Source organism: Pirellulaceae bacterium, from assembly GCA_029243025.1.
Taxonomy (GTDB): Bacteria; Planctomycetota; Planctomycetia; order Pirellulales; family Pirellulaceae.
Window position 1 is genome coordinate 76477 of the sequence record JAQWSU010000014.1, and the last position, 26192, is coordinate 102668.

Here is a 26192-nt window from a genome sequence, read left to right on the forward strand (position 1 = left end):
CTTACGCGAAGGTTACTGCGCGGCGGAGCGACTGCCTCGAGGAGAACCGCTAATCGGTTGATCGGCTGGGAGTGGACGGGCGGCGCAGGCAAAACCCCGTTCGTAGAGCCAACGCTTCAGCTCTCGGAACTTTCCAAAACTGTCCGGATAGGTCCAAACGGTGATCACGGTTCGGCTGGGGTTAAACGACTCGATGAGTTGCGTGAACTGCGAATCGGGTAGCAATGCTTTGTCGGCCGGTTCGCCTAATCGAGAGCTCATTGGCACCAGCACGAATTCCTTCAGTTCGGCAACTTGCCGCACGACCGGCCCGGCTTTAGATATCGATGCGTAGTTCTTGCGGTGCATCGTATATCGCAAATGAAACCCTTGCATGGGTCCGATTGTTTCGGTGATTTCCGGCACCTGCTTCAGTTTCCAAATCTTATTCGGTACCTCGGCTTTCAGTTGATCGGTCAGGATGTTGAGCGGCACGTGCGTCAAATAGCCATCCTTAAGTTGAAAGTGTTCTTCACCGCCAAAAACAGTTTTGGCGAGCGGAGTCGGCAGGTGTTCCAACTCGATCGTCTTTTCCTGTTCGTTTTCGAGTGAATCTCGTTGCTGGTGAATTGCGTCCAGAGCTGTCGCAAGACTTACCGCTTCGGATTGGAGCTTGATTCTTGATTGGCTTTCACTGTCCAATTTGGAGGATCGCGTATCGAGTTCGCGTTTGGCTGCGGTGAGCAACACCTTCAATTGATGCCGCTCACTCTGTCGGCGATCCACCAAATCCTTGATCTGATCGGCCCTTTGCTCGATTTCTCGAACGTTGGAGGTGAGGTCCTGGGTCGCCGCTTGCAATTGGTCGGCTTTTTTAATTTCCTCAGGATTCGGTTTGCCGATCGCATTGTCGGGGTCGTCGACTAACGCATCTTGAGCTCGGACGCCAATCACCATCACGAGGATCACGAGGATCCCGACTAGATTTGCGACAATATCCAGGAATGAATCGAGGCCTGAATCGTTGTCGTCACGTCGTAGACGTCGCTTGATCTTCACGATCAGTTTTTCCTCTTTACCGCAATACCACTGTTTTTTAACAGTTGAGACAGTTCTTGGAATCGTTGCTCACCACTGGGGTGGACTCGTACACTCAGAACGGGCTTCCAATGCATCGAGGTGCCGGCAATTCCCCACTTGTCCATTCGCTGCCATAGCGTTGTGACCAATTGGTCAATTTCGTTATGCAGCGAACCTTCGAATTGGACTCGTTCTGGCTCGCCGTGTCGTTTCTCCGGCTTGAACTCCAGGTATTGGCCTGTGAGGAGAACGGGAATCGGACGCGTAATCCCGACCGAACCGCGTGAACCCGTTGGTAGACCCCAATCGGCACCGCGTGCGTTGGCCATGGGTGGAATCGGAGGTTGGCTCATTGCCGATGCGCCGGCGGACATCGAGCCCATCCCACTGGCCGGTTGCCCGGGTGACTGCGGGGCGGGGGTCGCGGCTCCGGATGAACCACCGGAGCCTCCCGCACGGCTTGAATTGGAGCCGGCTGCGTTGGCTGCTGACGAGCCACCAGGATGGGAGTTTGCTTGGGCCCCGGCAGCGCCGGCGGTGGAGTTTGCTTGTCCGCCGGGAGATGGTTCAAAATTATTGGTGTCTAAGCTCGAGTTGCCTTGTCCGAATTCTTCCCCAGTCGTCGTGTTTCCCTGGTAATCACCGCCCGAAGCGGATCCGGCCTCCGCCAGTTCGTTCTGTTGCTGATCGTACGGATTGGGTTCGTAGGGACTTTGTTCTTGGTTTCCATCCCCGCGGCCGCTTCCTTGGCCTTGGCCGTTGCCACCTCCTTGACCGCTGCCGCCGAACCCCCCCGCGTTGGCCCTGTCGCCTAACGGACGGAGTTGTCGATTGCCGGCTGGTGGATTACTGCCAAGGGCTCCGCTGCCAGTGAAACCCTGGCTGCGGTTGTTGATCTGATGGGAAGGCTGGCCGGAAAAGCCACGTCCGTTGTTGCCGCTTGGACCGAAGTTGCCATTGCCTCCCACGAGATGGTTTCCTCTCGGGCCGCCTCGATTTGAATTGGGTTTTCCAAAACGATTGCCATTGGTTCCTGGCGTCCCACCCCGGGTTGAATCCGGTCCGGAGTTGGCCCCCAAGCCGCCCGGTTGTCCTGTGGATTGCCTTGAGCGTGAATCATAGCCTCCAGCAGCTTCCCCGTTATTGACGAATCCACCTTGACGGGATGCGGTTAGCGTGCCGCTGTTTCTTCGACCGAATCGAGCCGGCGCGATTGCTTTAAGTCTTTGTCTTTGGAAGCGTGCTTCTTCAACCGCGTCCATCATGATGGCAACCATGGCCGCATCGCGTTTGGGAAACTTGAGCTCCAAATCTTGGGCGACCAGTTCGTAACCAAATTCAGCGTCCCATGATTTCATTGCGGCTCGTGCTGCCGCGTAGGCTTGGGCGCCATCGGGTCGAACGACAATAAGTGGATAAGGCTGATCGTCTTGGTCACGGAAAGTTCTTGCCAAGTATTCTCGCTTGGCACGTAAAGCTGCCGCCAATGCGTTGTCATCGGTGATTGGTAGTTGGAAGTCTACGCCGTAAAGCTCGATTCCCTCGGGCTGTAAAATTACCCGTTCCCCGGTGCACTCAATGAAGATAGGACGTCTTTCCGTCGCGTGAGGGCCGTCATAGGCAACGATCGAATAGGAAGGCTTACGTTTGGAAAGAGCTTTCCGAGCGACTTCTAAATCGCGTTCTGCGTTAGCAAGACGCGCACGCAGTTCCTCAACCTGTTTTTCATTGGCAGCTTGTTGAGCCACTTCGTCAGACTCTTCGGCCGCGATTCGTCGTGCTTCCCCGACGGCTGCATCGAGTTCCTGGCTGAGATTGCGAATCTCGTTTTCCAGATGACTCAGTTCACGGCGTCGATCTTCAAGCTGTTCAGCAGTTTGTTGGCGTGAGCTTTCCAGGATCTCCATTCGCCAGGAGAACTCTTCCGTCCGTTCGCGGAGCAGCTTGTTTTGTTCTTCCAAGGACGACCGTTCCGACTCGCGTTGTTTGGAAACGGAGGCCGCGTTTGCTTTGGCTTGCTCAACAACAACAACCAATAACACGATCAACGATCCCACCGTGCAGATCAGCACCGCGAGAAAAGGGAAGAGCGTGATGGCATCGTCGCTTCCTCTGCGTCGTCGCCGTCTCATGCAGCGCGCTCCTGTTGTGGCGATTCAAGCTGAACCTGCTGGTCTTTGGCGAGTGGTCTTCCCAATCGTGAGCTTAAGAGCTGAATCGCTGCTGATAGGCTCATGACAGTGTCTTCAAAGTTCTTGGCACCCGACAACGCTCGCAAGTTTTGGTTCAAGGCCTGTTCGAGCTTCATGATATCCCCAGTGGCCTGCAGGACTTGCAAGTTGATTTCACCATGTTTCGTCAACTCAACCTGTTGGGCGCGGACTTCGCGAATCGTCTCGTTAGCAGATTCTTGCAGTTGCTGCCAATGAGCGGCGGCGCGTGCGCCGGCCGCGTCTTCCAACTTCAACAGGTTTTCGGTGTGCGATGTCATGCTTGCTGTCAACGCGGTCGAGACGGCTGATTCGACGGAGTCGCCCGTTTCGGTCATCAGCTTTGCCCACTGGTCATGAGCTGCGTCCAGGGAAGTTTTCCAAACCTCACTTTGTCGCTCAACAATCGTCGTCATATTGTTCATGACGGACTGTGACATTCTCTCGACGGATGCCAAATGAGGATCACGTTCCGTACCCAGTTTGCGGAAACGGTTGCCGAGGAGGTCAGACGTGCGACGATCGACAATTGAGAGTAATTGTGTATCGACTTGAGTCATGAGGAACTGCGTGAACATCAGGGCAATCGATAACGATAGCGCCAAGGCGGTTGTGTCGAAGGCGACACTCAGACCCGAGAGTAAGCCTTCCATCGCTACCTTAGGTGAGTTAACAAGTGCCTCCGGCGAAAGATCTCCTAACGCCAGCGTGATTCCGATGACCGTTCCGAGAAATCCCAACATTGGGGTGGCCCAAATGATCATGCGAACCAGACCATAGGCCTCGTAGTTGCGCTCGGCGTCAGTTTCCGACAGATATTTGAGTTCGTCATCGAGATTGTCTGCCGATTCCTGGCGACCGATGAAGGCAAGTGCGTTCTCAATTCTTTGGACGAATTGGCTCTTGCGGATTGAAGTTGGTAGTTCGGCGAGTTCTGTTAACAACGCCTTGGCTTCGTGAGGCGCCTGCCCCTCGGCTGGCGGTGGATCAAGTTGAACCGCCTCGGCAATGCCCAATTGTCGCATCGTCTGCCAACCGCGCCGTAGGATGGCTGCCAGGCCAATGAAGAACAAGCAGACTTCAACGTACTCCACCGGGTGACCGGCCGTATATCGGATGATCAGCTCGTTGGTAATAATTCCCTGCCGGATTGCCAAATAGAATCCAGTCGTACCAGCGAGGCCTGCTATCAAGGGCCAGCCAATGCTATCAAGAATGACTCCAAAGAATGGAACTCGTTTCGTTTTCGCCACTGGTCATCCCTTTCCATGGTGAGCGCACACGATTCACAAAGCTATTCGCGTTCGTCCTCAGAATCGGCGTAATCGTTAAACTTGAATGAGTCAAAATCAGCAAATAGTTGTGTTGGCTGCCGCTGACTTGCTGTCAGCATGCGTTTTTCTCTTCTGGCCGTAAGCTGAAAATGCCCTTTTCGGCAATACGCTCAACACGCCGGATGCCTGTTTTTTCTGCAGGAACTTGAGGTGTTGAGCGGAGCTAGCGGATCGGCAGCGTGGATTTATCGGCAGCCAATTGACGATCTCTAGGGAGCGCTGGTAATCTCTAGACTCTTTACTGGAACGAGCGACTTGATGCCCCCTTCGTCTAGTGGCCCAGGACATCGGATTCTCAGTCCGAAGACAGGGGTTCGACTCCCCTAGGGGGTACTTGCATGCCTTGCATTAATCCGCATGCAAACGTTGTAGGCCGCAAAATGGCCCGGTTTCCCCGGGCTTCTTTCGTGTCTTGCCAGTTGCTGCGAATCGCGACTGATTTCTGCGCCGCTGATTTCTGCGCCGCAAGGTGTGGCCTCCCATCTTTCCCGCTGCTCGCCTTGGGTCGGGTCAAACCCGGCGCGAATATATCGGCCGCTGCCCTCGGGGCCATTGAGACTTACCCATGAGCGGTGGGTCTCTAATCCCTAGGAGGTGTAAAATTTGGGACTTGCTTTTTGCCCGACACTGTCCCACCAAGGTCCCATGTTCGCGGTACAGCGCTGGGATGAAAAGCTGGTAGGCTTTCATGCCGCCAAGAACAGCATCGCCTTCAGTCGGGTCATAGCCGGCTCGCTTCATCTCCTGGAGTCGTCGATCGTGATCAGGTGTCCAAGACTTGGTCAACCACATGCATCGGCGCGAATTCGCCCCAGAGAGCTTTCACAGGCTTCTTCATCGTCACGCCCCAGTGCTTTGAATGCTCCTTGATTTTGACCACTTTCCAGCCTGGGTTTTTTTTCTCCGCGATCAAGATCGCCCGCGATGCTGTTTTGGCACTGGTTTTGGGAATTGAAACGGTGCGTTGTGACGAAACTAGAACTGATACTTCAGGCTCCGCAGCGTGAGCGATTTTCTCCAAGCCGATGGGAATGATGGACGCACAGGCAAGTAAAACGAGGTTCGAGATCTTCAGACGCATGGTCTTTGCCCCCTGGATGGCTGATTTCGCTTGACGTGCAGGACGCACACTACTGCACCAACTCGATTGCGTAAGCGTACGAAGTGCAAACCATCTGACTAGCTCTCATTCAGACCCTCCCGCTGGCTCTTAGATCCTCCTGTCCTCCAAATTTTCCACGAGGACCAGTTACTGCCGAAGATTAACAAACAGATAATTAACCACGGCCCATGCTTGTAAATGAGACCCTCAATATGTCTGGTTCGCTGGCGACCAATGGAGTGTTGATCGCATGGTGAAGAGTTTACCCGATATTAAGCGATCTCTGAGGCGTGACTGGATAAAAGTCGTACTGAGTAGCCCTCAAGGCAAATCCGACCTCCACCTTCCAAGCCAACCCCTTACAACCCCTGTGATTAAAGGTGTTGGAGATCATACGGTTAAGATTTATTGAGTTCGCTGGTCGGCGAACAGCAGTAAAAATTTGGAGTTTCAACAAGACATCATCACATTGTTGCTGCTCCTGTTATGGGTCAGTTCGGCTGTCTCTATTTCGAGACGCACGGCCGTCATCCGTTTTGCCTGGAGGAAGTCACCACTCCCGACGCGACCTCTCCAAGCGGTATGCACTTAGCCGTCAATTAATCCTAATCGCCGCTATGTGGGGTGTTTGTGACCTCTCCAGGCCCACGCGCAGTCAACCGATCTGGGCTGGAAAATACCAGATGGTTTTTTATGTATTTATTGTTTGTACAGCCCATTTACCCCTACTACACTGTCGATTAGTTCCTTGTGATGAGCCGGGAGATACCCACCACCACGCGGAGGAAAAATGATGTTGTCGCATACGAGTTTCCGCACGACTGCCGTGGCTATCGCCGCGCTCTTCCTGGCGCCGGCCGCCGCCTGCGCATCGATTGTCGTCCCAGCCGGACTGGTTGCCGGACAGAAGTATCATTTAGTGTTCGTGACATCCGGGACGACCACCGCCCCTCTTTCAAGCCATATTGGCCACTACAACGACTTCGTTAACAGAGAGGCTGTGCAACAGGATGCGATAACGAAGGACTGGGGTACTGAGTGGTTCGCGATCGGTTCTACATCACAGGTGAATGCACGTGACAACGCCGTGGTGAGTGCACCGGTTTATCTGCTGGACGGAACTACTCAGATTGCCGCGGGCGAGGTTGACATGTGGGATGGTGACATCCTAAGTTCGCTAGCTATCGACCAGAAGGGCGTCTATGGTGTCAATTCGACCCTTCACGTCTGGACAGGCTCCTCCGCTGCTGGCTATTCAGGGGATTATGATAGTTACTTGGGTTCCGTCACGCCCCGGGCCGGCTGGCATCCCGCGATCGGGCACTGGTGGCTCAGCGACCAAAACAAAAATTATTCAGAAACTTTTTCGATGTACGCTCTGAGCGAAGTCTTGACTGTTCCACCCAGCAACGCGATCCCCGAGCCGACGAGTCTACTGGTGTGGACCGGCCTTGCCACCGCCGGTGTTTGGGTCACGCGTCGCCGGAGGCGAAAGTCCTAGGGATGGGAGGTCCCGACAGCAAGTTTGCACCGCCACAACGATCCATTCCATCGATTTGCGTTCTAGACCACTTCTAACCTAAACCAATTTACCGATCGTTGATTTGTGGGGTAAAGAGACGTGCACCAAATCAGTAATTCATGTCCACAGGTCGCATCGACAAAAGATGTTCTCGCGTGCTTTCGCGACGGCAGATTAGCAACGGTTGATGGGCGGGGCATTATGCACGATGAAGTCCTAAGAGGCTGGGGGTTTTCCGGGCTTCAGGATCGATTCGGTGATCGTCCGATCAGTTGCCACAACAAATTTGACGGCAGTACATTCATGCCGAGTTGGAGTACGCTAGGAGATCTTTGCAGTAGGCTGAACGCGCTGGGAGATTCAGCCCTGCCGGCTTTGGACGATCCGGATCGGATGAAGCTGTACGGTGTTGTCAACTCAAAGCGAGTGACCCCTTTTCGACCGATTTTGCGGGAGGTGAGTCGACACTTTTCGCATGCAATTTCATTTGTGTGGGTTGGCTTGTCTCCTGGTGGAATGCATGTCGATTACTTTAATAATGTTCTCGTCCAGATCAGCGGTCGCAAACGGGTCACCGTTTTTTCGCCCAGTGATGCGGATGCGATTTCGCGAAATCACTACTTAAAGCTCCCAAACAAAGTTGATGTGTTGGCTCCCGAGAATATTGAAGTCTGTCCTGCACTTGGAAAAGCGTCAGGATATCAAGTTGAGCTAGGGCCTGGTGATGCCCTCGTTATCCCATCGGCTGCTTACCATGCACCAGAAGCGCTCACAGCCGATTCGGTGTCTGTGAATTCTTTCTTTTCGCCAAACTGTTTCAATCGATATTTGAGTCGACACTCGCGCAAATCGGACTCGTTGCCGTGGTGGATGACCAATGCAATAATTCGAGCTTCTGGCGAGAGTTTCCGGTTTTTCGGGCGCCCGCTTATCCGTTTAGGTCACTATGAGATCATGTAGAGTTAAATCGTTGGTGTTTAGGATTTAAATTTTCAGCCAAGCGTTTTTTTGGCAAGGCGTTACGAGGTGGCTGTGGCAACGGCCAGCTCGCCATCGGACTGCCAGCTTCGGTAACGCTGCCCAGCGGTTGATCGTGTTTATTGCGGTTACGGCAACCGGGTGTGAAAACCCAATAGTTGGTTCGGCTGTTGCAGCGTGCGAATCGTTCTACGCATCCAACGCGACACGCTAGAGCGATTGCCATAAAGGCGATCAACGTAAGGGTAACCGACTATTGCTGACGGACCTGGTTGGCTTCGCTCAGCTAATTGGCACAAGACGTCTGTAGATCCTGTTTGTTCGCCGCTCAGGGGGATTTGTGGGCTTCGTACTGGTTCGCCTCCGTGTCCGTAGCGACTCGATCTGGACGTGCACGCACGACGCATTTGTGCAAGAAGAAGTTTCCGAGTCCCCTACAAAGGTAGCTGACACCTTTTGGCGATTTTGCTGTGCGAGCGTTCAGCACGCCCGATTGTCGCATGTAATGCTGGCGTAGCCGTCGGAATTCGAATTACTTCGGCCTTTCAATCTCGTGATGAGTAAAGGTTTCCCTAGCCCGGTGATAATAAATCGGATCGAGAAAAAGGTGCGTTTTCGCAATTCAAGTGCATGGCCAAGATTCACTTGTCGTTTATCGAGCAACACGTGTGGATCGTGTCAACGAAGTGATCAACACTAAGCCCCCCGAATCGTTTAGTGGGGATCAGTCGGCTGCCCGGATGACATGAAGCTTGCGTCGTGTGTCCCTCGAACCAAGCAGGATTGAGTCTCGATGCTCAGGTTGGTGGTGTCCTGCCACTGGCCTTGCAATCCATGTATCGAAGGAGGAGACTGCGACATTCGTAGGCATTGCTCGAAAGCGATCGAACGACCAACGCCAAGTTGCGCACAAGATCGATCTGTCGTGAAGAGCTGGGATAACGCGAGATGATCAACAGCAGAAGGTTTTATGAACGAACAAATCGAGTGGCCACAGAAAACGCGAGAGCTCCACAACCATCACTTTGATTCCACGATTTGGAACGATCTTTCGTTTCGCGACGACGACATCATCATTGCGACATATGCCAAGTCCGGAACGACCTGGATGCAGCAGATTATCGCCCAATTGCTTTTCGATGGGGCTGCCGATCTTGAAGTCGGGGAGATGTCTCCCTGGCTCGACCTGCGCGTTCCCCCCAAAGAGGTGAAGCTCCCATTGGTGGAAGCACAAACGCACCGACGGTTTATCAAGACGCATCTTCCTGTCGACGCGCTTCGGTTCTCTCCTGCGGCGAAATATATTTACATTGCGCGCGACGGACGTGACGTGGTTTGGAGTATGTATAATCACCATGCGAACGCGAATGAATTGTGGTACGAAGTACTCAACGACACCCCTGGACGCGTAGGTCCACCGATAGCATCTCCCCCTGGCGATGTTCGACAGTACTGGCACGAATGGCTGACGGGTGACGGTCACCCCTTTTGGCCGTTTTGGGAGAATGTTCGAAGCTGGTGGAATATCCGCAGCCTTCCCAACGTGATGCTCGTGCACTTTACGAACCTTAAGCAAGACATGTCTGGTCAGATCCGTCGCATTGCCGACTTTCTGGAAATTCCTATCAACGAATCGAGTTGGGATGCAATTCTCGAACACTGTTCGTTCAAATGGATGAAAAGTAACGCAACCAAGAGTGTTCCTTTAGGGGGGGCGTTTTGGGACGCTGGGGCGGAGGTGTTCATCAATAAAGGAGTCAACGGGCAATGGAGCGACCTTCTAACTCAAGAGGAATCGGCTGAGTATGAGCAGAGGGCTGAGGCCGAACTGGGAGTTGATTGCGCTCGCTGGCTGGCGACTGGATTCGATTGAGCAAGAACAGATACCCTCTCCGCTTTTTTTCTGCCGCCACGCTGGTCTTTCTTGTCCTCTCATTCAAGGGGCGCAGCGACGTTATAACCATAACAACCTGTCTAAATGAAATGCTGTCGAGCAGGCTCTCCTGACGTTCGTTGATTTTTTGCCGATGAGACGAGGTCGGATTCTAAACTTCAACAAAGATCAGGATCGGCATTAGAACAAACAAAACGGGTGGTCGATTTCTCTGAATCTCCTGGGAAGTTGCAATTGTTTTGGCTGTTCACGAGCTGTCGAAGAGGTCGCATTCTGTTCAAGATTCCGATATTTGAGATGAATTTTTTAGTGGTTGAGGATCGCGATTTCGTGGCCTGTAAACATGAGTATCAGTGACAACCGAAAAATCTTTGTCGCTGGTCATCAAGGCATGGTCGGCTCTGCCGTTTGTCGGCGACTGCGATCTACTGGTTGTGAGATTCAGACGGTCGCACGTGATGAACTCGACCTGACACAAACCAGTCCAACAGACGATTTTTTTGCCCAACACCGACCGGATACGGTTATCTTTGCAGCCGCAAAAGTCGGCGGGATCTTGGCTAATCAAAGCTATCCGGTCGAGTTTCTGACCGAAAATCTGAAAATGGCGGTCAACGCGATTGATGCCGCCTATCGTTACGGCGTAAAGCGTTTCCTTTTTCTTGGCAGCACTTGTATCTATCCTCGGGATTGCCAACAGCCGATCAAAGAAACGGCCTTTATGACGGGCCCCCTGGAACCCACTAATGAAGGCTATGCGTTAGCTAAGATCGCTGGGGTGAAGCTTTGCCAGCATTATCGCAGGCAACATTCCGTGCTTTACCACAGTGTGATGCCTACAAATTTATACGGCCCGGCTGATAATTATCACCCGGAACATAGTCACGTTCTGCCCGCCTTGATCCGCAAATTTCACGAGGCGAAGCTAGAAAGCCTACCGTGCGTCCAAATTTGGGGGACGGGTACGGCACGTCGTGAGTTTCTTCATGTGGATGACCTGTCAGCTGCAATCCTGCATCTGCTTTCCCTTGAATCTCCGCCTGACCTAGTGAACGTGGGGACGGGGGAGGACCTGACCATTCGAGAACTTGCAGAGTTGATTGCTACAACAGTTGGTTACCGGGGGGAAATTAAAACAGATCCTTCTCATGCCGACGGTTCCCCGGTGAAACGTACGGATGTTGCGCTCTTGCACCGGTTGGGCTGGAGGCATCAGACCGATCTCCAGACTGGAATTAAACAAACTTATCAGTCCTTTCTCGATGAAAGTAATTCCGGGCGACTTCGATCTCGCGCCGTATGAACGAGTAGACACGCACGTGAAATCGAAGAACAATGTTTTTAGTCAACCCTTCCGCGCCACGTAGTGGCGATTTGCACAGTGCGAATGGCTGAAGACCGCCATCAATTCTGATGACGGTGTCTCAACGTTCGTCTGTCTGTTTAAAGTCGGATTTATCCCGAGTCGGAAGTTCACGTGGTCGCAGGTCGTGGCTGATGGTGCTTTTGTTTGTTTCAAGGAGCCGTCGAGCTTACGTTCTCCCGTGGAAGGCGGCGCCATGTATCGCTATTTGAACGGTCCTAGGATGGACCCTACATCTGCGGGCTTGCCGTTCAAATCGTTTGACGGTAGATCGCGGTAGCTCGATTTTCGCTCAGAATAAAGGCATAATTGAGGATTGGAGATGTTTCAGCCTGTTCGGTTCACTGGGGTCAGTCTGAAGCGCCGTTGCCAGTGCAAGAATTATCGTCGGCTGATTGCAGGGAAATAGATATGGAACCGGTACGAATTGCGAAGAACTCATCCTTGACGGTGGAAGATTTTGGCCACGAAGTGGTTGCCATCGATCTGAACGACGGCTCATATTTTTCATTGAAGGGACTTGCAGCTGAACTTTGGAGACTGATCGATTCCGACTTGACGCTGCCGCAAATCATTGAGCGGATGAGTGCGTCTTATGTTATCGATGCTGCCGCATTGGCGAAGACTTCGGCATTCCTCAAGCAGTGCAAGCAGGAGGGGCTGATTTCCTTTGAAGAGAACGCCTTAAATGGAATTGATGATTTTCGTGTTAATTCCTCTGGTAGTAAGGTGCTTCCCGAATTTGAGCTGGAAAAGATATCTGATATTCAGGACATACTTTTGTTGGATCCGATTCATGATGTAGACGACACCGGTTGGCCACACTCACGTTCCGAGGGAAACGGTTAGGTTGTGGCATTCATGAACGCGGATTGCGATCTTCAGGAATCGCTGCGGACGAAATATAATGAAAACGTTTCGTCCAGCGCAACGTCGAACCATATCTGCTTCTGCAATCGAGATGTGTCGATTCATTATCATGATTCGGCAATCAGCGAGCTGTTTCAAGCTTCAATTCGTCACCTCGAAATGAGCAGCCCTGCAGGCTCCCCCGATCTTGAAATCTTTTGTTTTGCGACGGACGATTCCCCGCGACGATGGCTTCAAGAGAATGAATTGTCGATCGCGATCAATCAGACGATGTCGCATTCCTTCTTTCGGTATTGTTTTCAGGGGCACAGCTTGTTTGCTTTTGATTCTTTAGCCAAGCGAGCCTTTTATTGGGTGGATACTCTGTCTGCCTTTGATTTTTATCGAGCAAGGCCTTTCACGAGAATCCTGTCATGGTACGCGGAACATCACCATTTGACTTGGGTTCACGCGGCCTGCGTTGGCATCTCCAGCGGAGCGGTGGTCATTCCCTCCGCGGGTGGCTCTGGGAAATCAACTAGCGCGGCTGCATGTTTGTTGTCGGATTTGTTGTTTGTTGGGGACGATTTTGTTGTGCTCGACAAAGAACGGCTCGATGTGTCGAGCGTTTATAGCAACATGATGTTGTCGGCCAAGAGCATCGATTTACTACGAGACTTTGAACGGGTGGAAATCCTGCAGAGCAAATTTCAGGACAAGAAAGAGAAGGACTGTTATCAATTATTCGAGGATTTTCAGCAGCAGTTGGAAATTCGATTGCCTCTCAGGGGAATATTGGTGCCGGAAATTGTTGCGGGGGAATCGAGGATTGTGCCAGCCAAGAAAGATGAGGCGATGCGAGCATTTGTCTCCACACTTCAGATTGGTCGGATTCTTGGGCTTGCTCCCAATCCGATGTTGAAGGATCTACATTCGATCGTACAGCAACTTCCCACTTGTAAGCTTGAGATCGGCGGTGATCTGGGAAGCATTCCACCGTTGATTTCCCAATTTTTAAATCGCGATTAAAGACGAGACTAAGGCATTTGCAACTTTGAAATCACCACGATCGAATCTGCTCACTCCAGTCGTGTTTTTTGTTTTTAATCGACCGGAGGAAACCGCACAAGTTTGGCAGGCCATTCGCGCAGCACGTCCGGCGAGGCTTTATGTTGTATCGGACGCAGCGCGCCCCGAGGTGGCTGGTGAAGCGGCTCTTGTTCACGCGTGTCGAAAGATTGCTGAATCGATCGATTGGCAATGTGAGGTTGAGTTTGACTATGCTAAACAGAATCTTGGCTGCGGCGCCAGGATTTCTTCAGGACTCAATGATGTGTTTGATCGAGAAGAACGTGCCATTATCTTGGAAGACGATACGGTTCCTGTGCCAACTTTCTTTCGCTTTTGCGAAGCGTTGTTAGATCGGTACGAAAACGAACAAAAGGTTTGTCACATCAATGGACGAAACAATCTCGTACGTTGGGATACGGGGCACAGTTATTTTTTCTCGAGGCGATCGAATCCCTGGGGATGGGCTACGTGGCGGCGGGCTTGGATGTCTTGTGATTCGCCAATGAAGTCGCTATCAAGCACGGAGGTTGAATCAGTAACTCACGTTCTCAACGATCGAAAGCATGCTGAGTTCATTGAACATACGGTAAATAAATTTGTTGGGAAATCGATCGACACCTGGGACATACAGTGGTCATTGTCGATTCTTCGTCGAGGTGGATTCTGTATCGTGCCAAAATCGAATCTCGTCAAGAATATTGGTTTTGGTCCTAATGCGACCCATACGAATAATACAGAAAACGATATGCGGGCTGCGATTCCGGTTTTTCCTGAACTCGAAGATTTAAGCCATCCAAAGTTAGTCAGCTATGTCCCTCTGGCGCAGAAGTTCGATCGGTTGTTTTTCTTGTTTGAGCAGCTCAATGCCTATCAAAAGCCCGGTGTCATGATTTCATTGAGCCGCCTGTTAGAGCGTCAACGGGCCGCTGGTAAAAAAACTGCAAATGACCATCTCAGCTCGCTTTTGCCCTTTTTGAATCCCGCTCAAAATCCAGCTGAAACACGTGAGCTCCTGCTGCATCTGAAGCCGTTTATTGAGGGGAATCCGATGATGGAAAACCTTTTGGAGTATTTCTGATGTGCTCCTGTATGATCTCTGTGATCGTCTGTGTCGGTCGGGATATCCGATTTCTTGGGAAAGCCTTGGAATCCATCCGACAGCAGACACGGATGGTTGACGAGCTGGTGATCGTTGCTGCCGAGACAACGCCGAACGCGGTTGCGAATGTCATCGATGGCTTCGCTCCAAATATTTTCGAGACCCAGTCTGAGCCTGGGTTAGCGGCAGCGCGAAATTTGGGAGTTTCGTTGGCTTCTGGAGAAGTGATCACGTTTCTGGACGCCGATGATCTCTGGACGCCGCAGAAAACAGAGATTCAGGCTGAATGTCTTAATCGGCAACGTCCGATTGTTCTGGGGAACCTACGCCGATTTCCGGATGATGTGTCTTCAGAAAGAGATTTTCCATCCGGTTTTTTTACTCAGGACCAAGCGGCAATGACGCCGGGCGGAATCATGATCTCACGGGCAGAGTTAGAGCGACTTGGACCTTTTAGTACGCATTACACTGTGGCCAGCGATCATGAATGGTTTGTACGCTTACGTCGTTCAGACGCTGTCGTGCATCGGCTGAACGAGGTGGTTCTTGAAAAAAGAATTCATACTGAGAACTTATCCCACAAGGTAGCCCTGTACCGAAAAGAGATAATGGACATGTTGCGGTCTGGGAGACAGAACTAAATCATGACACCGAGCAAAGAAAGATCAGAGAATTCAGAGTCATTCGGCTTGCCCTCTCCAAGAGAAGAGGAATTGTTGAAGGCTGCCTTGCTGCAATCGACGGACGCAATCGAATACTGGGATGATTGGATTGGCAAGGTTGATCTGGAGCATGATCTGACGTCCGGCGAGCGGCGTCTGTTACCCCTGGCTTATGCGAACCTGACCACCTGTGCTGGTGTCGATACGGTCAGCTTTCATCCGAAGATTATTGGGCTTAGTAAGAGGACGCTTTATTACAACACCATACTGTTCAATCGTTTGCTCGCCGTCATTAACGTGCTCGAAACCATAGGAGTGGAACCGATCGTGATTAAGGGGGCAGCGCTTGTTCTGTCCGGTGTCTATCCTAAGGCTGCAACACGAGTGATGGCTGACTACGATTTATTGGTGCCGTTTGATCGGAAACGTGATGTAGTTCGCCTGCTTGTTGATGCAGGGTTTCAGTTTCTTCCTCGTTGGAATTGGTATCTCGAACCCTTTTCCCAAGTCCATAGCATTTCGTTAACCAGCGAAAACTATGGAGAGCTTGACCTGCATTGGTTTCCTCTTGCTGTTTGTAAGGCCGAACAAGCCAACTCTCTCTACTTCGCTCATCGACAGCCGACAGCCATTGCTGATCGCGAAATAACTATCCCCGTGCCGGAGTTGCAGTGGGTGCACGCGGTCGTCCACGGATTGCAACATGACAGCGCTGATCGTACGCAATGGGTGTGTGATGCGGTCAAGCTCATTGAGCGATATCCATCGATCAATTGGGAGCAAGTAACCCATTTCGCACAGACGTTGCATGTGGGAGCTTTCTTGCAGCACGCTACCGATTATCTTGCGAGGTTATTTCCGGAAACGATCGAGGGAAACTGCCTGGCATCGATTCGCCGGCTAAAGATTACGGAAACAGAAAAACGGGTTTTTACCGCGTCAGTTCGACCTCGAGAACGAATGCGCGAGCAATTCTTCCTCAGAAAGTACGATCTTCAGCAGCAGCAGCCTGAACTTTCCACGCTTAAATGTTGGTTCAAGATTTATCGCTATTGGCTGCACGCAGCATCGGCTGCCTCAAACGGTTCCGTACTGCGGGAAGGTTTCATCGCAGTTGGTCATTTGCTTTCTAATAAGAGTTATCAGATGGGAGAGTATCGAAAAAAATAGCTAACTTCGCATCGTCTTTAAGAGCCAGGAGACATCGAGACCGGCGACTTCCGCAGCCTCGAGTTCGCGGATGGAGGACTCGCGATTCGAATTCCACAAAGCTAACGCTGTCCACAATCTGAATTGCGGGACTTCGGGGTGACAGTTCCGGTAGTGATTGATCCCACCTTCGCCATGAGTCATCAGGAAGTAAAAGACCTGCTCGCGGCGCGACTCATCCAGAGCAGCTTCATTGCTCGGAATCGTTACCGCTTGCAAAAAAGATGAAGTCGATTCATCGAGGCTTGCAAGAAACCTTTCCGCTGGTCCAAGACCTGTCGGTTGCTTCGCCGTTGCTGGCATGTCAACGAGATTCTGGTAAATCTGTAGAAGCTGCTCTGCGTGTTTTGTGATACGGAAACGTGTTTGAGCGAATGAGCGAGCGTTTTCCGCGAGTCGAGAACGCTGCGAGGGGTTACGGAAAAGGTATTCGATCGCGTCGACGTATTGCTGTTCGGAATGAACCACAAGCCCTGTTTTCTCGTGCTCGACTAATGAAGAGAGTCCACCGTGAGGAAAGACGACGGGAGGGATGCCTGCCCACATCGCCTCCTGCACTGATTGCTCACTGGTTGCATAGGTCTCTGAGCAGAGTGGATAGCCGAATACGTCCGAAATTTCGAGCACTTCGCGAATGTTTTCAACAAATCCTCGATTGTCGAATCGGGGGGCCTGGTTGACCCGGTCTAAGAATTCAGCCCCTCCACCCGCTCCACAAATCAAGATGCGAAGATTCGGAATCTCGATTTGCTGGCTCATCTCAAAGAAATGGGGATGCATCTTTGCTGGATTCACGGTGCCCACATAGGTCACGTTGAAATCGTCGTGGGATTGAGGCGAAAAATTCTCCAGCCGAGAGAAATCGGCGATTCCGGGAGCAAAGCCGGAGGGTCTTGTGAATTGATCAAGGAGTGGAAGCTTAAGAGAGCCCTCTGAGGTTGCGAGGACGGCGTCGGCTCGCCGTAAATGAAAGTCGGTGATGCAATGAGGAGCAAACTCACCAAAAACTCGATACCAAATCACTAGCCTGCAAGGGGGTAGCGACTGATGTAGGAATTCGTTAACAGCAGGAGAGTTCCAATAGTGCAGATGGACAATGTCCGCTTCTTCGATTGTTGTTTCCAATGTTTTTTGATCTGGCTTCACGAGTAATGTGAATCCGAGTCGTTTAGCCGCCAGCAGCATCGCGGGATGTAGTGATGGCGATAGCACTACCAGGGTGTTGGTGTGCCGGGTGTTCATTTCCTGAAATGCTCGGGCGTATTCCATGATGGAACGTCCTGGTCCCGCATGATTCAAGTTCGCTATGATATGTAAAAGTTTCACAAGGCGATTTCAGTTGATTGAAGAAGTGGGTTGATCTTTCCGTTGTAACGATGGAATTGTAACGTGATTCACTGGGGAAAATGTAACCAATGAAAGACTGGGATGTTATCGCCGCAAGTGTGTGGCGGTCCTATCGGTATCATACAACACGCGGTCTGAGAGAAGCGGGCCTCCGGGTGCTTGTGTTAGAAGCCAGTCCACGTCGGATTGTCGGTGAGAAGCACCGCATCAGTATCCCGGCTTTTGGGTTGACACAGGCTCGTCGTCTTGTGCCGTCAAACATGCGGGACGCAGTTCTGTTTTCGGCCTATCGACGGCTCGACGCATTCGCGGCACGACAATGCCATTTGGGGAAATGTTTCTGGGGCTGGTCAGGGCAAAGTCTTGCAGCTCTCAAAGCTGCCCGCCGGCAGGGCCTGCCTGGCATCCTCGATAGCGGATCAACGCACATCGGATGGTTTAGTGAACGGGTCGAGCGGGAGTTTAAACTGCATGGTACCAATTTTAGTTTTCCCCCATCAAGGCATCGATTGAACAAAATCATCGCGGCTGAATATGATGCAGCCGAGTTTGTTTGTATCCCTAGCAAATTTGTCGCTTCGACTTTTCTGGATGCCGGTTTTCCCGAGGAAAAGATCTGCTTGAATCCTTACGGGGTGGATGTCCAGTTCTGGAAGCGCACTTCGGAAGAAGAACGCACGGCAGATCGACCGTTTCACGCCATATTCACCGGTACCATGTTGTTGCGCAAAGGGCTGTGGTATCTCTTAGAAGCATGGAAGAAGTTGGCCCCGAACGACGCTAAGTTAACACTTGTTGGTAGCATCTATCCTGATTGCCAACAATTAATGAAGAACTTGCCTCCCGGTGTGGATTGGGTTGGAAGGCTCGATCAAGCGGCATTGAGAGAACTGTATCGACAAGCCGACTTGTTCGTTCTGCCTTCACTCGAGGAAGGAATGGCGCGTGCCGTGCTTGAGGCGATGGCGGCAGGGCTGCCTGCTCTGGTGACTTACGAAACAGGTACGACAGACATTGTGCTGGAGGGAGAATCCGGTTGGGTTATCCCATCGGCCGATGTGGATGCGCTGGCGTCACGATTGCAACATGCGATTGAGAGTCGAGACAAGCTGAGAGGGATGGGGGCTTCGGCTCTTGAACGGGTGGCCCCATTCACTTGGAAAGCTTACGGGGAACGGGCGGCCGCCTTCTTGAGGAATGTCAACAGTTGACCGTTCACACTCATGACTGGGAGGAACGCATTGTTCGCCAATGGGAATCGTTGCGGATAATCTCCGCCCGATAATCTCCGCCCGATGAGTTAGAGAGGGAGCATGAGTGAGAGAGCTCCTCCGCTGGGGAGGGTATTGGGATGAGTCGAGATCAGCAGTCGTTTCCTATCAGCTTTCGGAATACCCGATGTGGTGATTACCAGTAGTCGGCGATCTTAAGATCGAGTTGCTAGGGGGCTGTTTTTTCAAGGATGGGAAGCTGCGTCTGAACTTTGAATGGAGGAGCCCGATTCAGAAGATTTTTCGAACATCTCGGGAATCAGGAGGTAGCTTGCGGCAAGAAAACACAGGGCGCCGAGAAAGGTCCCCCAGTTTGAGACCGCAGCATCAAGGAGTTGTCCGTTGAGATCGACGTAACTTGCGAAGGCGGAAATCTGAAACGCCACGGACCCCAGGCCATTGATGACCGCGATCCAGAAGGTGAGATCGTTCAGAGCGAAGTAACGGACTCGGTGTGCGATTTCAAGGTAAGCGCAGAGACTCGCAACCAGGAAGCAAATCGAACCGGTCATGTTCGGAACCCAGATGGCCCAGTCCGGATGGGTTTGCCGAACAAGCCCCGACCCTGTATTGAGATTGAAGAGTAAAGTCCCCACGAATTGAATGAGGCTGGCGAGGTAGCCGAGATTTCTAGGCCGCCAGGCCCACCAGACCCACTTGGTGCCACGTCCTTCGCCCACCCGGCTGATGTCGCTGTTCATCGACTGGAAGAGCTGAAGAGATGCTGCGGACGTGAAGAACAAAGAACCCACGAAGTAGGTGACGTTCGAGATTGGATTGGCGTTTTGACCGAGGAAACCCTGGAAGAAGAGCGGCCACAACGACGGTGCAGCCGCGATCGCAAACAGGAAAGATCCGATTATGAAGAGTATCGCTATCCACCAGGACAGGCGATCAGGCGCCCAGAATCGGAGCCAGTCTTTGCGAGGAATCGGCTCGTGGTCAAGGCCTGCGGAGGCGAGCAGTCGCAGGGGCCTGAGCTGCTTGCGATGTCGTCGTGAAGTGAGCAGAACGGGGGCATGTTCGATCCCTTCGATCCCCTCGATCACGGCGCGGGTGACGAAGGGACCGAATTTAACCGGGTGAACTGATGCAGGAACGCTCACGGATCTTTTCCAGTTGCAGATTGCCGGGTCGCAGACCGGCTGGAGTCTAACGAATTGTTTTCACATACCACGTTCGATCTCAGAGAATCTTCGCAACAAGTCTTTCACATCGTCACGATATGAGTCGGCGAACGAGCGGCGGTGTGTATCGTTTAACGAATATTTCTTTTCAGTGAAAGTGAGGTTGATGCTCTTTTGCGGATTCTTCGAGTCCATTTGAAGCGGGGAAGCCTAAGGAAATCATCGCTTCGCCGTAGCACGGGCGACGGTAGGACGGTCGTTGAGACGTTTTACCGTCGAGATGCTCCACCAACAAACCCGTCTTCATTTCTTCCCACTTGCCTGGAAATCTGTCATCCTAGTATGGCTGTTGGGTGCCGTTCTTCAGCAATGATGATGAACCAAGGCCCTCAGTCTGAAAGGTGCAGTTTCGTAAACTGACGCGACGAAATTCAGCCGTCACCCGCAACTGATTGCGGTCTGACTGCCATTGAGGCAGGTTGGGGAAGGTTGGGGAAGGCCCTCGGTTAATCGGTGGATACAGGCTGGATTCTCATTTCACAGCGGAATGTCATTTTGCGAATAAACGCATCCTTTGTTATTCTTGTTTTAGCTCGTTCTCGGTGAACGTATCGATCACAGGAGTAGCAAACGATGTTGAAAGACCCAGGTAATCCTCGCCAAAAAATCGGCGATAATTTGACGCGTTCGCAGCTCGCACATCAAGGTGATCTTCCGTCATTTTGGACTCAACTTCCGCTCAGCTTGAACGGTGTTCTGAGAGGCGGTGTGTTGACTGTTGTCAGTGTGATACTCCTCGTGTCGGTGTATTATGCGTTCGAGGTGTTTCGGCAGCTTGGCCAGTTCATCAAAGATCCGGCTTCTGCACGACAAGCCGTCGCCGACATTGGCGACATGATTGTGGCCGATAGCCTCACACTCCAATTACAGGGTGATGCACCCCTGCAATTGGGGCCGCTAATCGCCTTTTTTCTTTTGATTGTGCTTTACCTTGTTTGGCTCTATGTGCCCGCGACGCTGATCACGGTCTGTGGGCGAATTCTGTTAGCTGTCGCCAAGGATTTACCCGACTTGAAGTCGAAAAAAGCTTCGAGCAAGAGTTGAAAATGAAACGCTGGACTGTATTTTTCATCGCCGCATAATCTTCGACAAGCAACACTGGCTGCTTCGTGGTCTTCGAATCGTTCCCGGTGGTTGGGTCGTGCCGACCATTGCGAGCACGCTAAGCGACTCAAGTCCGCATGGCATGCTTTAGCGACAGGCTGAAGCTGCGCGTCGGTACCGTGATGTTCGCGAGGGAGCCGCTTCACAGAGGATTTTGTCCGGATGAGTCGAGAACAGCAGTCGTCGATCTTGTGGTGGAGAGGATCGCTCGAGATGTTATGATTTATTCATCATGACAGTTTACGCGAGGTCAGCTGGTGTTGAAGTTTCCGGAGTGTTGGGTGGATGCAATGTCGGTTTTCTTGGATTAACTTTCCATCGACTTCAATTGGCAGGTTGGTCATTACGTCGTCCGTGTGACAGGCTCCCCGTCCAATGCCGACCGCTATTGCACCAAAAATGCGTTCGGCCTCGAGGATTCCACTTGCCAGTTGTGCGTTGGAGTGAAAGCCAAGGCAAAAGTGTTCGATCCCGATTTGTTGTGCAGCCAGGAAGTGCTCAAGTGGCTGCGTGATATTTGCGGGACCTTCCATTTGTATCAGGCGAGAGTTTGCAAATTGCCAGGAGATGGGTTCCGGTAACCGCCTCAGTTCTTTCGGCGGCCAAAGATAGCCGTCGACAATCGCTCGACCTTGAAGCGAATTGGAGGCTGGCACGAAGGCGATTTGACCACCCATAAAACTGCTTCCAACTCGTCGCTTGAGGATACCCGTCGTTTGCCAAATCTGGGTAGACTTTTTGCGGGCGATCTGGTTGAACACGTTACCAAGCACGCTTTGTGCGAGCGACATCGTAAGATCCGTGTCCGCTGGTGAGGTGACACATAGCTTCCGCGTTTTGTTCAGGATCTGCCGAAACTCTTCTCCTCGAGCATACATCTGCTCGTGGTTTACCCTGCCTACGCATCTGACGAACGCGTCTGCCTTGAGTCCGATCAGGCAATCGATGCGAATGCTTCTGGCCGTGGATTCGGCCCAGGTACGCGACTAATCGTAGGAATATTTTCCCAGTTCAATCAAGTAATGGTAAGATTTTGTCACCACAGCTTGAATGATCTGGTTGGCTGAAGTCGACAAACTATCCGGCTCGCTGAGAGAAAGCATCTCGCAAGGATTGCCGAACTCCTCAACGCGTTCTTGAATGGCCGTTAACACAGCAGAGTCACTCGTTGCATCGCAGCAGACAAGTAGCCGCTGTCCTCGTCTCGCTTGCAGGAGTTCGGTCGATAATTTTTCGGTTGCTGCCCGCAATTCTTGTTCTGCAATGATCATTCTGATTGCTCGTTGATCTCGGGTGAGACGTTTGTCTCATTAGATCGATTCGATTCCTCGATCGAATCTTCCGTCGTTGTCTGTTGAGGAGGTATTCGATGGAGTGCAAAACGTTTCAGGCCCGCTAAATGATATTTTGACTTGAGTTGGTGTTCGAGAACCTCTTTGTTACTCGACGTGAACGCGATTCCCTCAAGTTGCCCGCGTCTTCCATGGATGAATGGATGTTGAGTCAAAAACGAATTAACCACCGGTCGGTGAGTTGAGCATTTGAGATGCGACCACGGACCACATGAGTCGGTGATTTCGATATTCCACTTTCGTTTGTAGTTCATCACTCCGTCGTAAAGCAAAGGTCGGGTCCATCCAACGCCCATTCGCTTAAATCCTTTACACAATAGATGAGTCGCTGAGTAATAATAAATTGCCGCGAAAGCGCCCCACTTTTGGTGTAAATGAATCGGTTCCCGCACACCCGTCATGGAAACGGATGGATGAGGCTTCGAGTAGTCGATGATGGTGCCAGCGATGTTGGTGCCGTCTTTTCGGATTAATAACAGCTCATTCGCATGAAAGAGCGACTTCGCTTGGTCGTAGTTTCGAATGATCGCCGAGTTGCCATGTGCCTGTTGAGTCATTGGCAGATACATCTCGAAGTAAAATTGATCAAAAGTTGCCTGGTCATCTGCGATGATGGTTTCTAGTTGATGCCGTCGCACTCGACGGATGTCGCTTCTGAGGCTCTCTTTGACGATCTTGTTTTGCAATATTTGAAGAGAGATTTCACCTCCAAGCCACGCCGGGATTGCATAGTCGTAGCGGAGTGAGCTCAGGCGACCTAACCACGCTGGGATGGAAACAATCAACAGATCGCAGGCATTGTCTTTGGCCCGGGTGAATCGGCCCAGCTGCTGAACGGTTAGTTGCCGTCTACTTTCCCGGTGATAATCCTTTCCCAAGGCGGCTTCGATCAGAAACCGAGATTGGTGCAGATTGCCAACGCAGTCGATTCGTATCGGAAGATTCGAATGTATCTCACGGCCTTCGATTCTCCAGGCTGAAAGCCGCCGGAGATTCCACGCGGACTGCAATTCCGTCCAACCGCGGCGCGGCCACGCAAAGATGTCCGTTGCGAAAGTACGGTTCGGAGTACATCGGTGGCTGTTTTTCGTTGGTTTCATCCTCGTATTGTACAGTTCCGCTTCGGGGCATGTGCTGATCTGCGAGGGACAGATTTGTTCCACCTTTTTAGTGCCGTGTGGTTTTACCTGCAATTTCGCACTTCGCGTGACGTTTTTCGTTGTCGGCGGAATGTGCTTTTGTTCGTTTCATGTCATTGGATTCGCGATTGAGCGTTGACCGATTGGGGGATACGGGTTGCGCTGACGATTTGTCGAACCGCAATCGGTATCGGCGAAGTTGCGAACTGCGAGCCGAACACGAAGTTGTCAATACGGGCGAATGAGCCGCTACCAAATCCGCAACACGCTGATCAAGTTGTGGTGTTGGTCGGTCCACAGGGGAGCAGCGGAAAGTTCCTCCGGGGTGGCCGGTTTAGCTTCTTGCAGTAATTCATCTGACCAAAGAGCTAAATGGTTGCTGCCAGCCAAGACCCAAATCGATTGGTTGATTCCTTCCGCCTGGTCTGCGGAACCACGAATGACGCGGCTGCTCATGCCTGCATCTTGAGCGAGTCGGTGAACGAGAGGTGTCAGATTAAGATGATTGTTCGAGACATGGAAGGCCAGCACGCCGCCAAGGGCCAAACGGGATTGGTAGAGTCGAATTGCTTCGCGAGTTAGCAAATGAGCCGGGATGGCATCGCTGCTGAACGCATCCAAAACCAAAATGTCGAATTTAGCCTGCGGCATTCGTTCCAAAACTAACCGTCCATCCCCAAGGTGGGTGCGGATGTTGGCCTGACTATCGGCCAAAAATGAAAAGTGATGGTTGGCAATTTCGACAACGGCGGGGTTGATCTCGATCATGTCAAAATCATCCTCGGACCGTCCGTAAACGGCTAACACACCGCATCCCAAACCAACCACTCCGATACGAAGAGCGGGATTTCTTTGTTGTAAACTGGTAATGGCTAAGCCGATGCCACTTTCGTGACCGTAATAGGTGGTCGGTTTATTGGAGTCATCCCCCAATCGCTGCATGCCGTGGATTGTGCTGCCGTGCACCAGCCGTAACCCCTGTTCATTCTTCACCACCGCCAGTACACCAAAGAAGTTGCGGTCGGAAGCGATTGTTTGATCTTTCGGTGCCAGGGCGATTGTGAGTAGGGGCGCAAGCATCAAGAGGATCGCGGGATACCTCAGCCGATGTGCAGCCGACCAATCGTATTCGGTTTCGCGCCAACCACGGCAGGCAAAGAACAAAACGCCAGAGAATGCGGTGACGATGCCCATGGTCAATGGAAGCTCAATGAAAGTGTTCAACACGGTTGGGCAAATCAATGCGATGAGGATGCCGCCCATTGCGCCACCGGCTGACAACATCACGTAATATTGTGTGAGTTGGGAAGCGTTTGGTTTGATGCGAGCGACTTCGCCGTGACACAACAAACAGACACCCAATAGTGTCAACATATAGCAACAAGCTTCGGCGAGTAGCTGTACCGAATCAGGCAGGAAATGTTCGACTTGAATTGTCATGATCGCAAACAGCGTAGCGGCAGCGGTCAATTTGGGGCGATACCACTCCGGTGAATCAAAACAAATGATAAAGCTAATCAAATACAGACTCAGTGGTAGCACCCATAGAAACGGAATCACGGCAATGTCTTGGCAGACATGATTGGTGATGACCAACAGCATCGTCGACGCAAGTGCGGGTAACGCAATCCACGCTGCTCGAGTTTTCCATGTCACACACACGGTTGGAGGACTTGGTGTGATCTGTTCACGCGGGGGGATTCGTTCGTGGGAGCGAAATAATCCGGTAGCGATGACACCCTGTACCACGACAAACAGACAGAACATAAGTGACCAGACGATTGTTTGATCGCTGACGGAAAGCATCGGTTCGACGATGAACGGATAGCTTAACAATGCAATCAATGAGCCAGCGTTTGAGAGAGCATACAGGCGATAGACACGATCGCTTTCATCCTGGTAACTTAACCAGGCCTGAACGAGTGGCCCGGTGCTCGAAAGAACAAAGTAAGGAAGGCCGACGTGGACAGTCAGCATCCAGAGTAAATAAAACATCGGGGCTTCGCTGCCGATCGGCTTCCAGGCATCGGACGGTTCAATCGGAAGCATTAGCGCTGCAGTTACCAGCAGGGCCAAATGAATCATCCCCTGCACGGCGGGTCGAAAAAACGTTCTAAGTAGATGAGCGTACAAGTAGCCCGCGAATAACAGCAGCTGAAAGAACAGCATGCAGGTAGTCCATACCGCCGGGGTTCCACCAAACCACGGTAGCACACATTTGCTGATGACCGGTTGGACCTGGAAGACGAGGAATGCACCCAGCAATGTTGTTGCAGCAAACCAGAAAATCGAGCGTCCAGAGCCGTTGGTCGTTTGATCCTGACCGGATAATTCTGATTGTGACATTTACGAGACCTGTTGTTCGGTGCCAGAGGATCGATCGAACGAGCGGACTTATGAAACTTACTTCACAAAGCTGTTTCTCGCCGTTCAGCGATCG

Annotated in this window: 21 protein-coding genes and 1 tRNA gene; 12 read left to right on the plus strand and 10 right to left on the minus strand. The window is 51.9% G+C overall.

The features are described 5' to 3' along the window. Positions 1 to 12 precede the first annotated feature (12 nt). The 3 genes from P8N76_06075 to P8N76_06085 are packed head-to-tail and all read right to left on the minus strand — an operon-like array spanning position 13 to position 4522. Complete coding sequence (locus P8N76_06075; GenBank protein MDG2381223.1) at positions 13 to 1038, minus strand: hypothetical protein; 1026 nt, start codon at positions 1036 to 1038, stop codon at positions 13 to 15. A gap of 2 nt (positions 1039 to 1040) precedes the next feature. Then, entirely contained in the window at positions 1041 to 3191 is a 2151-nt protein-coding gene (locus P8N76_06080; protein MDG2381224.1) for a hypothetical protein, read from the minus strand. Continuing rightward, positions 3188 to 4522: a MotA/TolQ/ExbB proton channel family protein gene (locus tag P8N76_06085; GenBank protein ID MDG2381225.1), complete on the minus strand. Its 1335-nt coding sequence runs from the start codon at positions 4520 to 4522 to the stop codon at positions 3188 to 3190. The genes P8N76_06080 and P8N76_06085 overlap by 4 nt, the downstream gene beginning before the upstream one ends. A 341-nt stretch (positions 4523 to 4863) precedes the next feature. Here P8N76_06085 and P8N76_06090 point away from each other — a divergent pair. Beyond that, a tRNA-Glu gene (locus P8N76_06090) sits at positions 4864 to 4936 on the plus strand. A 430-nt stretch (positions 4937 to 5366) separates the two neighbouring features. Here P8N76_06090 and P8N76_06095 read toward each other — a convergent pair. Continuing rightward, complete coding sequence (locus tag P8N76_06095) at positions 5367 to 5684, minus strand: hypothetical protein (protein ID MDG2381226.1); 318 nt, start codon at positions 5682 to 5684, stop codon at positions 5367 to 5369. A gap of 811 nt (positions 5685 to 6495) precedes the next feature. Between P8N76_06095 and P8N76_06100 the strand changes: the two genes are divergently transcribed. The 9 genes from P8N76_06100 (at position 6496) to P8N76_06140 (ending at position 16313) form a co-directional block, all read left to right on the plus strand. Next, on the plus strand, positions 6496 to 7206 hold the full coding sequence (locus tag P8N76_06100) for a PEP-CTERM sorting domain-containing protein (protein MDG2381227.1): 711 nt from the start codon (positions 6496 to 6498) through the stop codon (positions 7204 to 7206). A gap of 222 nt (positions 7207 to 7428) precedes the next feature. Beyond that, complete coding sequence (locus P8N76_06105; protein ID MDG2381228.1) at positions 7429 to 8187, plus strand: cupin-like domain-containing protein; 759 nt, start codon at positions 7429 to 7431, stop codon at positions 8185 to 8187. 988 nt (positions 8188 to 9175) lie between these two features. Then, the gene (locus tag P8N76_06110; protein ID MDG2381229.1) at positions 9176 to 10078 is read left to right on the plus strand and encodes a sulfotransferase domain-containing protein; all 903 of its coding nucleotides are present in this window, start codon (positions 9176 to 9178) and stop codon (positions 10076 to 10078) included. A 364-nt stretch (positions 10079 to 10442) separates the two neighbouring features. Then, positions 10443 to 11402 (plus strand): GDP-L-fucose synthase, encoded by a 960-nt coding sequence (locus P8N76_06115; GenBank protein MDG2381230.1) that lies wholly within the window; start codon positions 10443 to 10445, stop codon positions 11400 to 11402. Between the two features lie 471 nt (positions 11403 to 11873). Further along, positions 11874 to 12311, plus strand: coding sequence for a PqqD family protein (locus tag P8N76_06120; GenBank protein MDG2381231.1), 438 nt, complete (start codon positions 11874 to 11876; stop codon positions 12309 to 12311). Positions 12312 to 12323: 12 nt separating this feature from the next. Then, a complete protein-coding gene (locus tag P8N76_06125) occupies positions 12324 to 13340 on the plus strand; it encodes a hypothetical protein (protein ID MDG2381232.1) in 1017 nt (338 codons plus the stop codon). A gap of 25 nt (positions 13341 to 13365) precedes the next feature. After that, on the plus strand, positions 13366 to 14460 hold the full coding sequence (locus tag P8N76_06130; GenBank protein MDG2381233.1) for a glycosyltransferase family 2 protein: 1095 nt from the start codon (positions 13366 to 13368) through the stop codon (positions 14458 to 14460). Further along, positions 14460 to 15122, plus strand: a complete 663-nt coding sequence (locus tag P8N76_06135; protein MDG2381234.1) for a glycosyltransferase family A protein — start codon at positions 14460 to 14462, stop codon at positions 15120 to 15122. The genes P8N76_06130 and P8N76_06135 overlap by 1 nt, the downstream gene beginning before the upstream one ends. 3 nt (positions 15123 to 15125) lie before the next feature. Further along, a complete protein-coding gene (locus P8N76_06140) occupies positions 15126 to 16313 on the plus strand; it encodes a nucleotidyltransferase family protein (GenBank protein ID MDG2381235.1) in 1188 nt (395 codons plus the stop codon). Here P8N76_06140 and P8N76_06145 read toward each other — a convergent pair whose 3' ends face one another. After that, complete coding sequence (locus tag P8N76_06145) at positions 16314 to 17621, minus strand: glycosyltransferase family 4 protein (protein ID MDG2381236.1); 1308 nt, start codon at positions 17619 to 17621, stop codon at positions 16314 to 16316. Positions 17622 to 17767: 146 nt separating this feature from the next. Between P8N76_06145 and P8N76_06150 the strand changes: the two genes are divergently transcribed. After that, on the plus strand, positions 17768 to 18910 hold the full coding sequence (locus P8N76_06150; protein ID MDG2381237.1) for a glycosyltransferase: 1143 nt from the start codon (positions 17768 to 17770) through the stop codon (positions 18908 to 18910). 245 nt (positions 18911 to 19155) lie between these two features. Here P8N76_06150 and P8N76_06155 read toward each other — a convergent pair whose 3' ends face one another. Beyond that, a complete protein-coding gene (locus P8N76_06155; GenBank protein MDG2381238.1) occupies positions 19156 to 20076 on the minus strand; it encodes a hypothetical protein in 921 nt (306 codons plus the stop codon). 654 nt (positions 20077 to 20730) lie between these two features. On the opposite strand from P8N76_06155, the gene P8N76_06160 reads away from it, so the two are divergent. Then, positions 20731 to 21201, plus strand: a complete 471-nt coding sequence (locus tag P8N76_06160; GenBank protein MDG2381239.1) for a hypothetical protein — start codon at positions 20731 to 20733, stop codon at positions 21199 to 21201. Positions 21202 to 21491: 290 nt separating this feature from the next. Here P8N76_06160 and P8N76_06165 read toward each other — a convergent pair whose 3' ends face one another. From P8N76_06165 to P8N76_06180, 4 genes are all read right to left on the minus strand, one after another. Next, the gene (locus tag P8N76_06165) at positions 21492 to 22052 is read right to left on the minus strand and encodes a hypothetical protein (protein MDG2381240.1); all 561 of its coding nucleotides are present in this window, start codon (positions 22050 to 22052) and stop codon (positions 21492 to 21494) included. A gap of 195 nt (positions 22053 to 22247) precedes the next feature. Continuing rightward, positions 22248 to 22532, minus strand: coding sequence for a hypothetical protein (locus P8N76_06170; protein ID MDG2381241.1), 285 nt, complete (start codon positions 22530 to 22532; stop codon positions 22248 to 22250). Further along, positions 22529 to 23491 carry a hypothetical protein gene (locus P8N76_06175; GenBank protein MDG2381242.1) on the minus strand — a complete coding sequence of 321 codons (963 nt, stop codon included), beginning with the start codon at positions 23489 to 23491 and terminating at the stop codon, positions 22529 to 22531. Before P8N76_06175 ends, P8N76_06170 begins: the two co-directional genes overlap by 4 nt. A gap of 510 nt (positions 23492 to 24001) precedes the next feature. After that, on the minus strand, positions 24002 to 26098 hold the full coding sequence (locus P8N76_06180) for a fused MFS/spermidine synthase (GenBank protein MDG2381243.1): 2097 nt from the start codon (positions 26096 to 26098) through the stop codon (positions 24002 to 24004). Positions 26099 to 26192 lie beyond the last annotated feature (94 nt).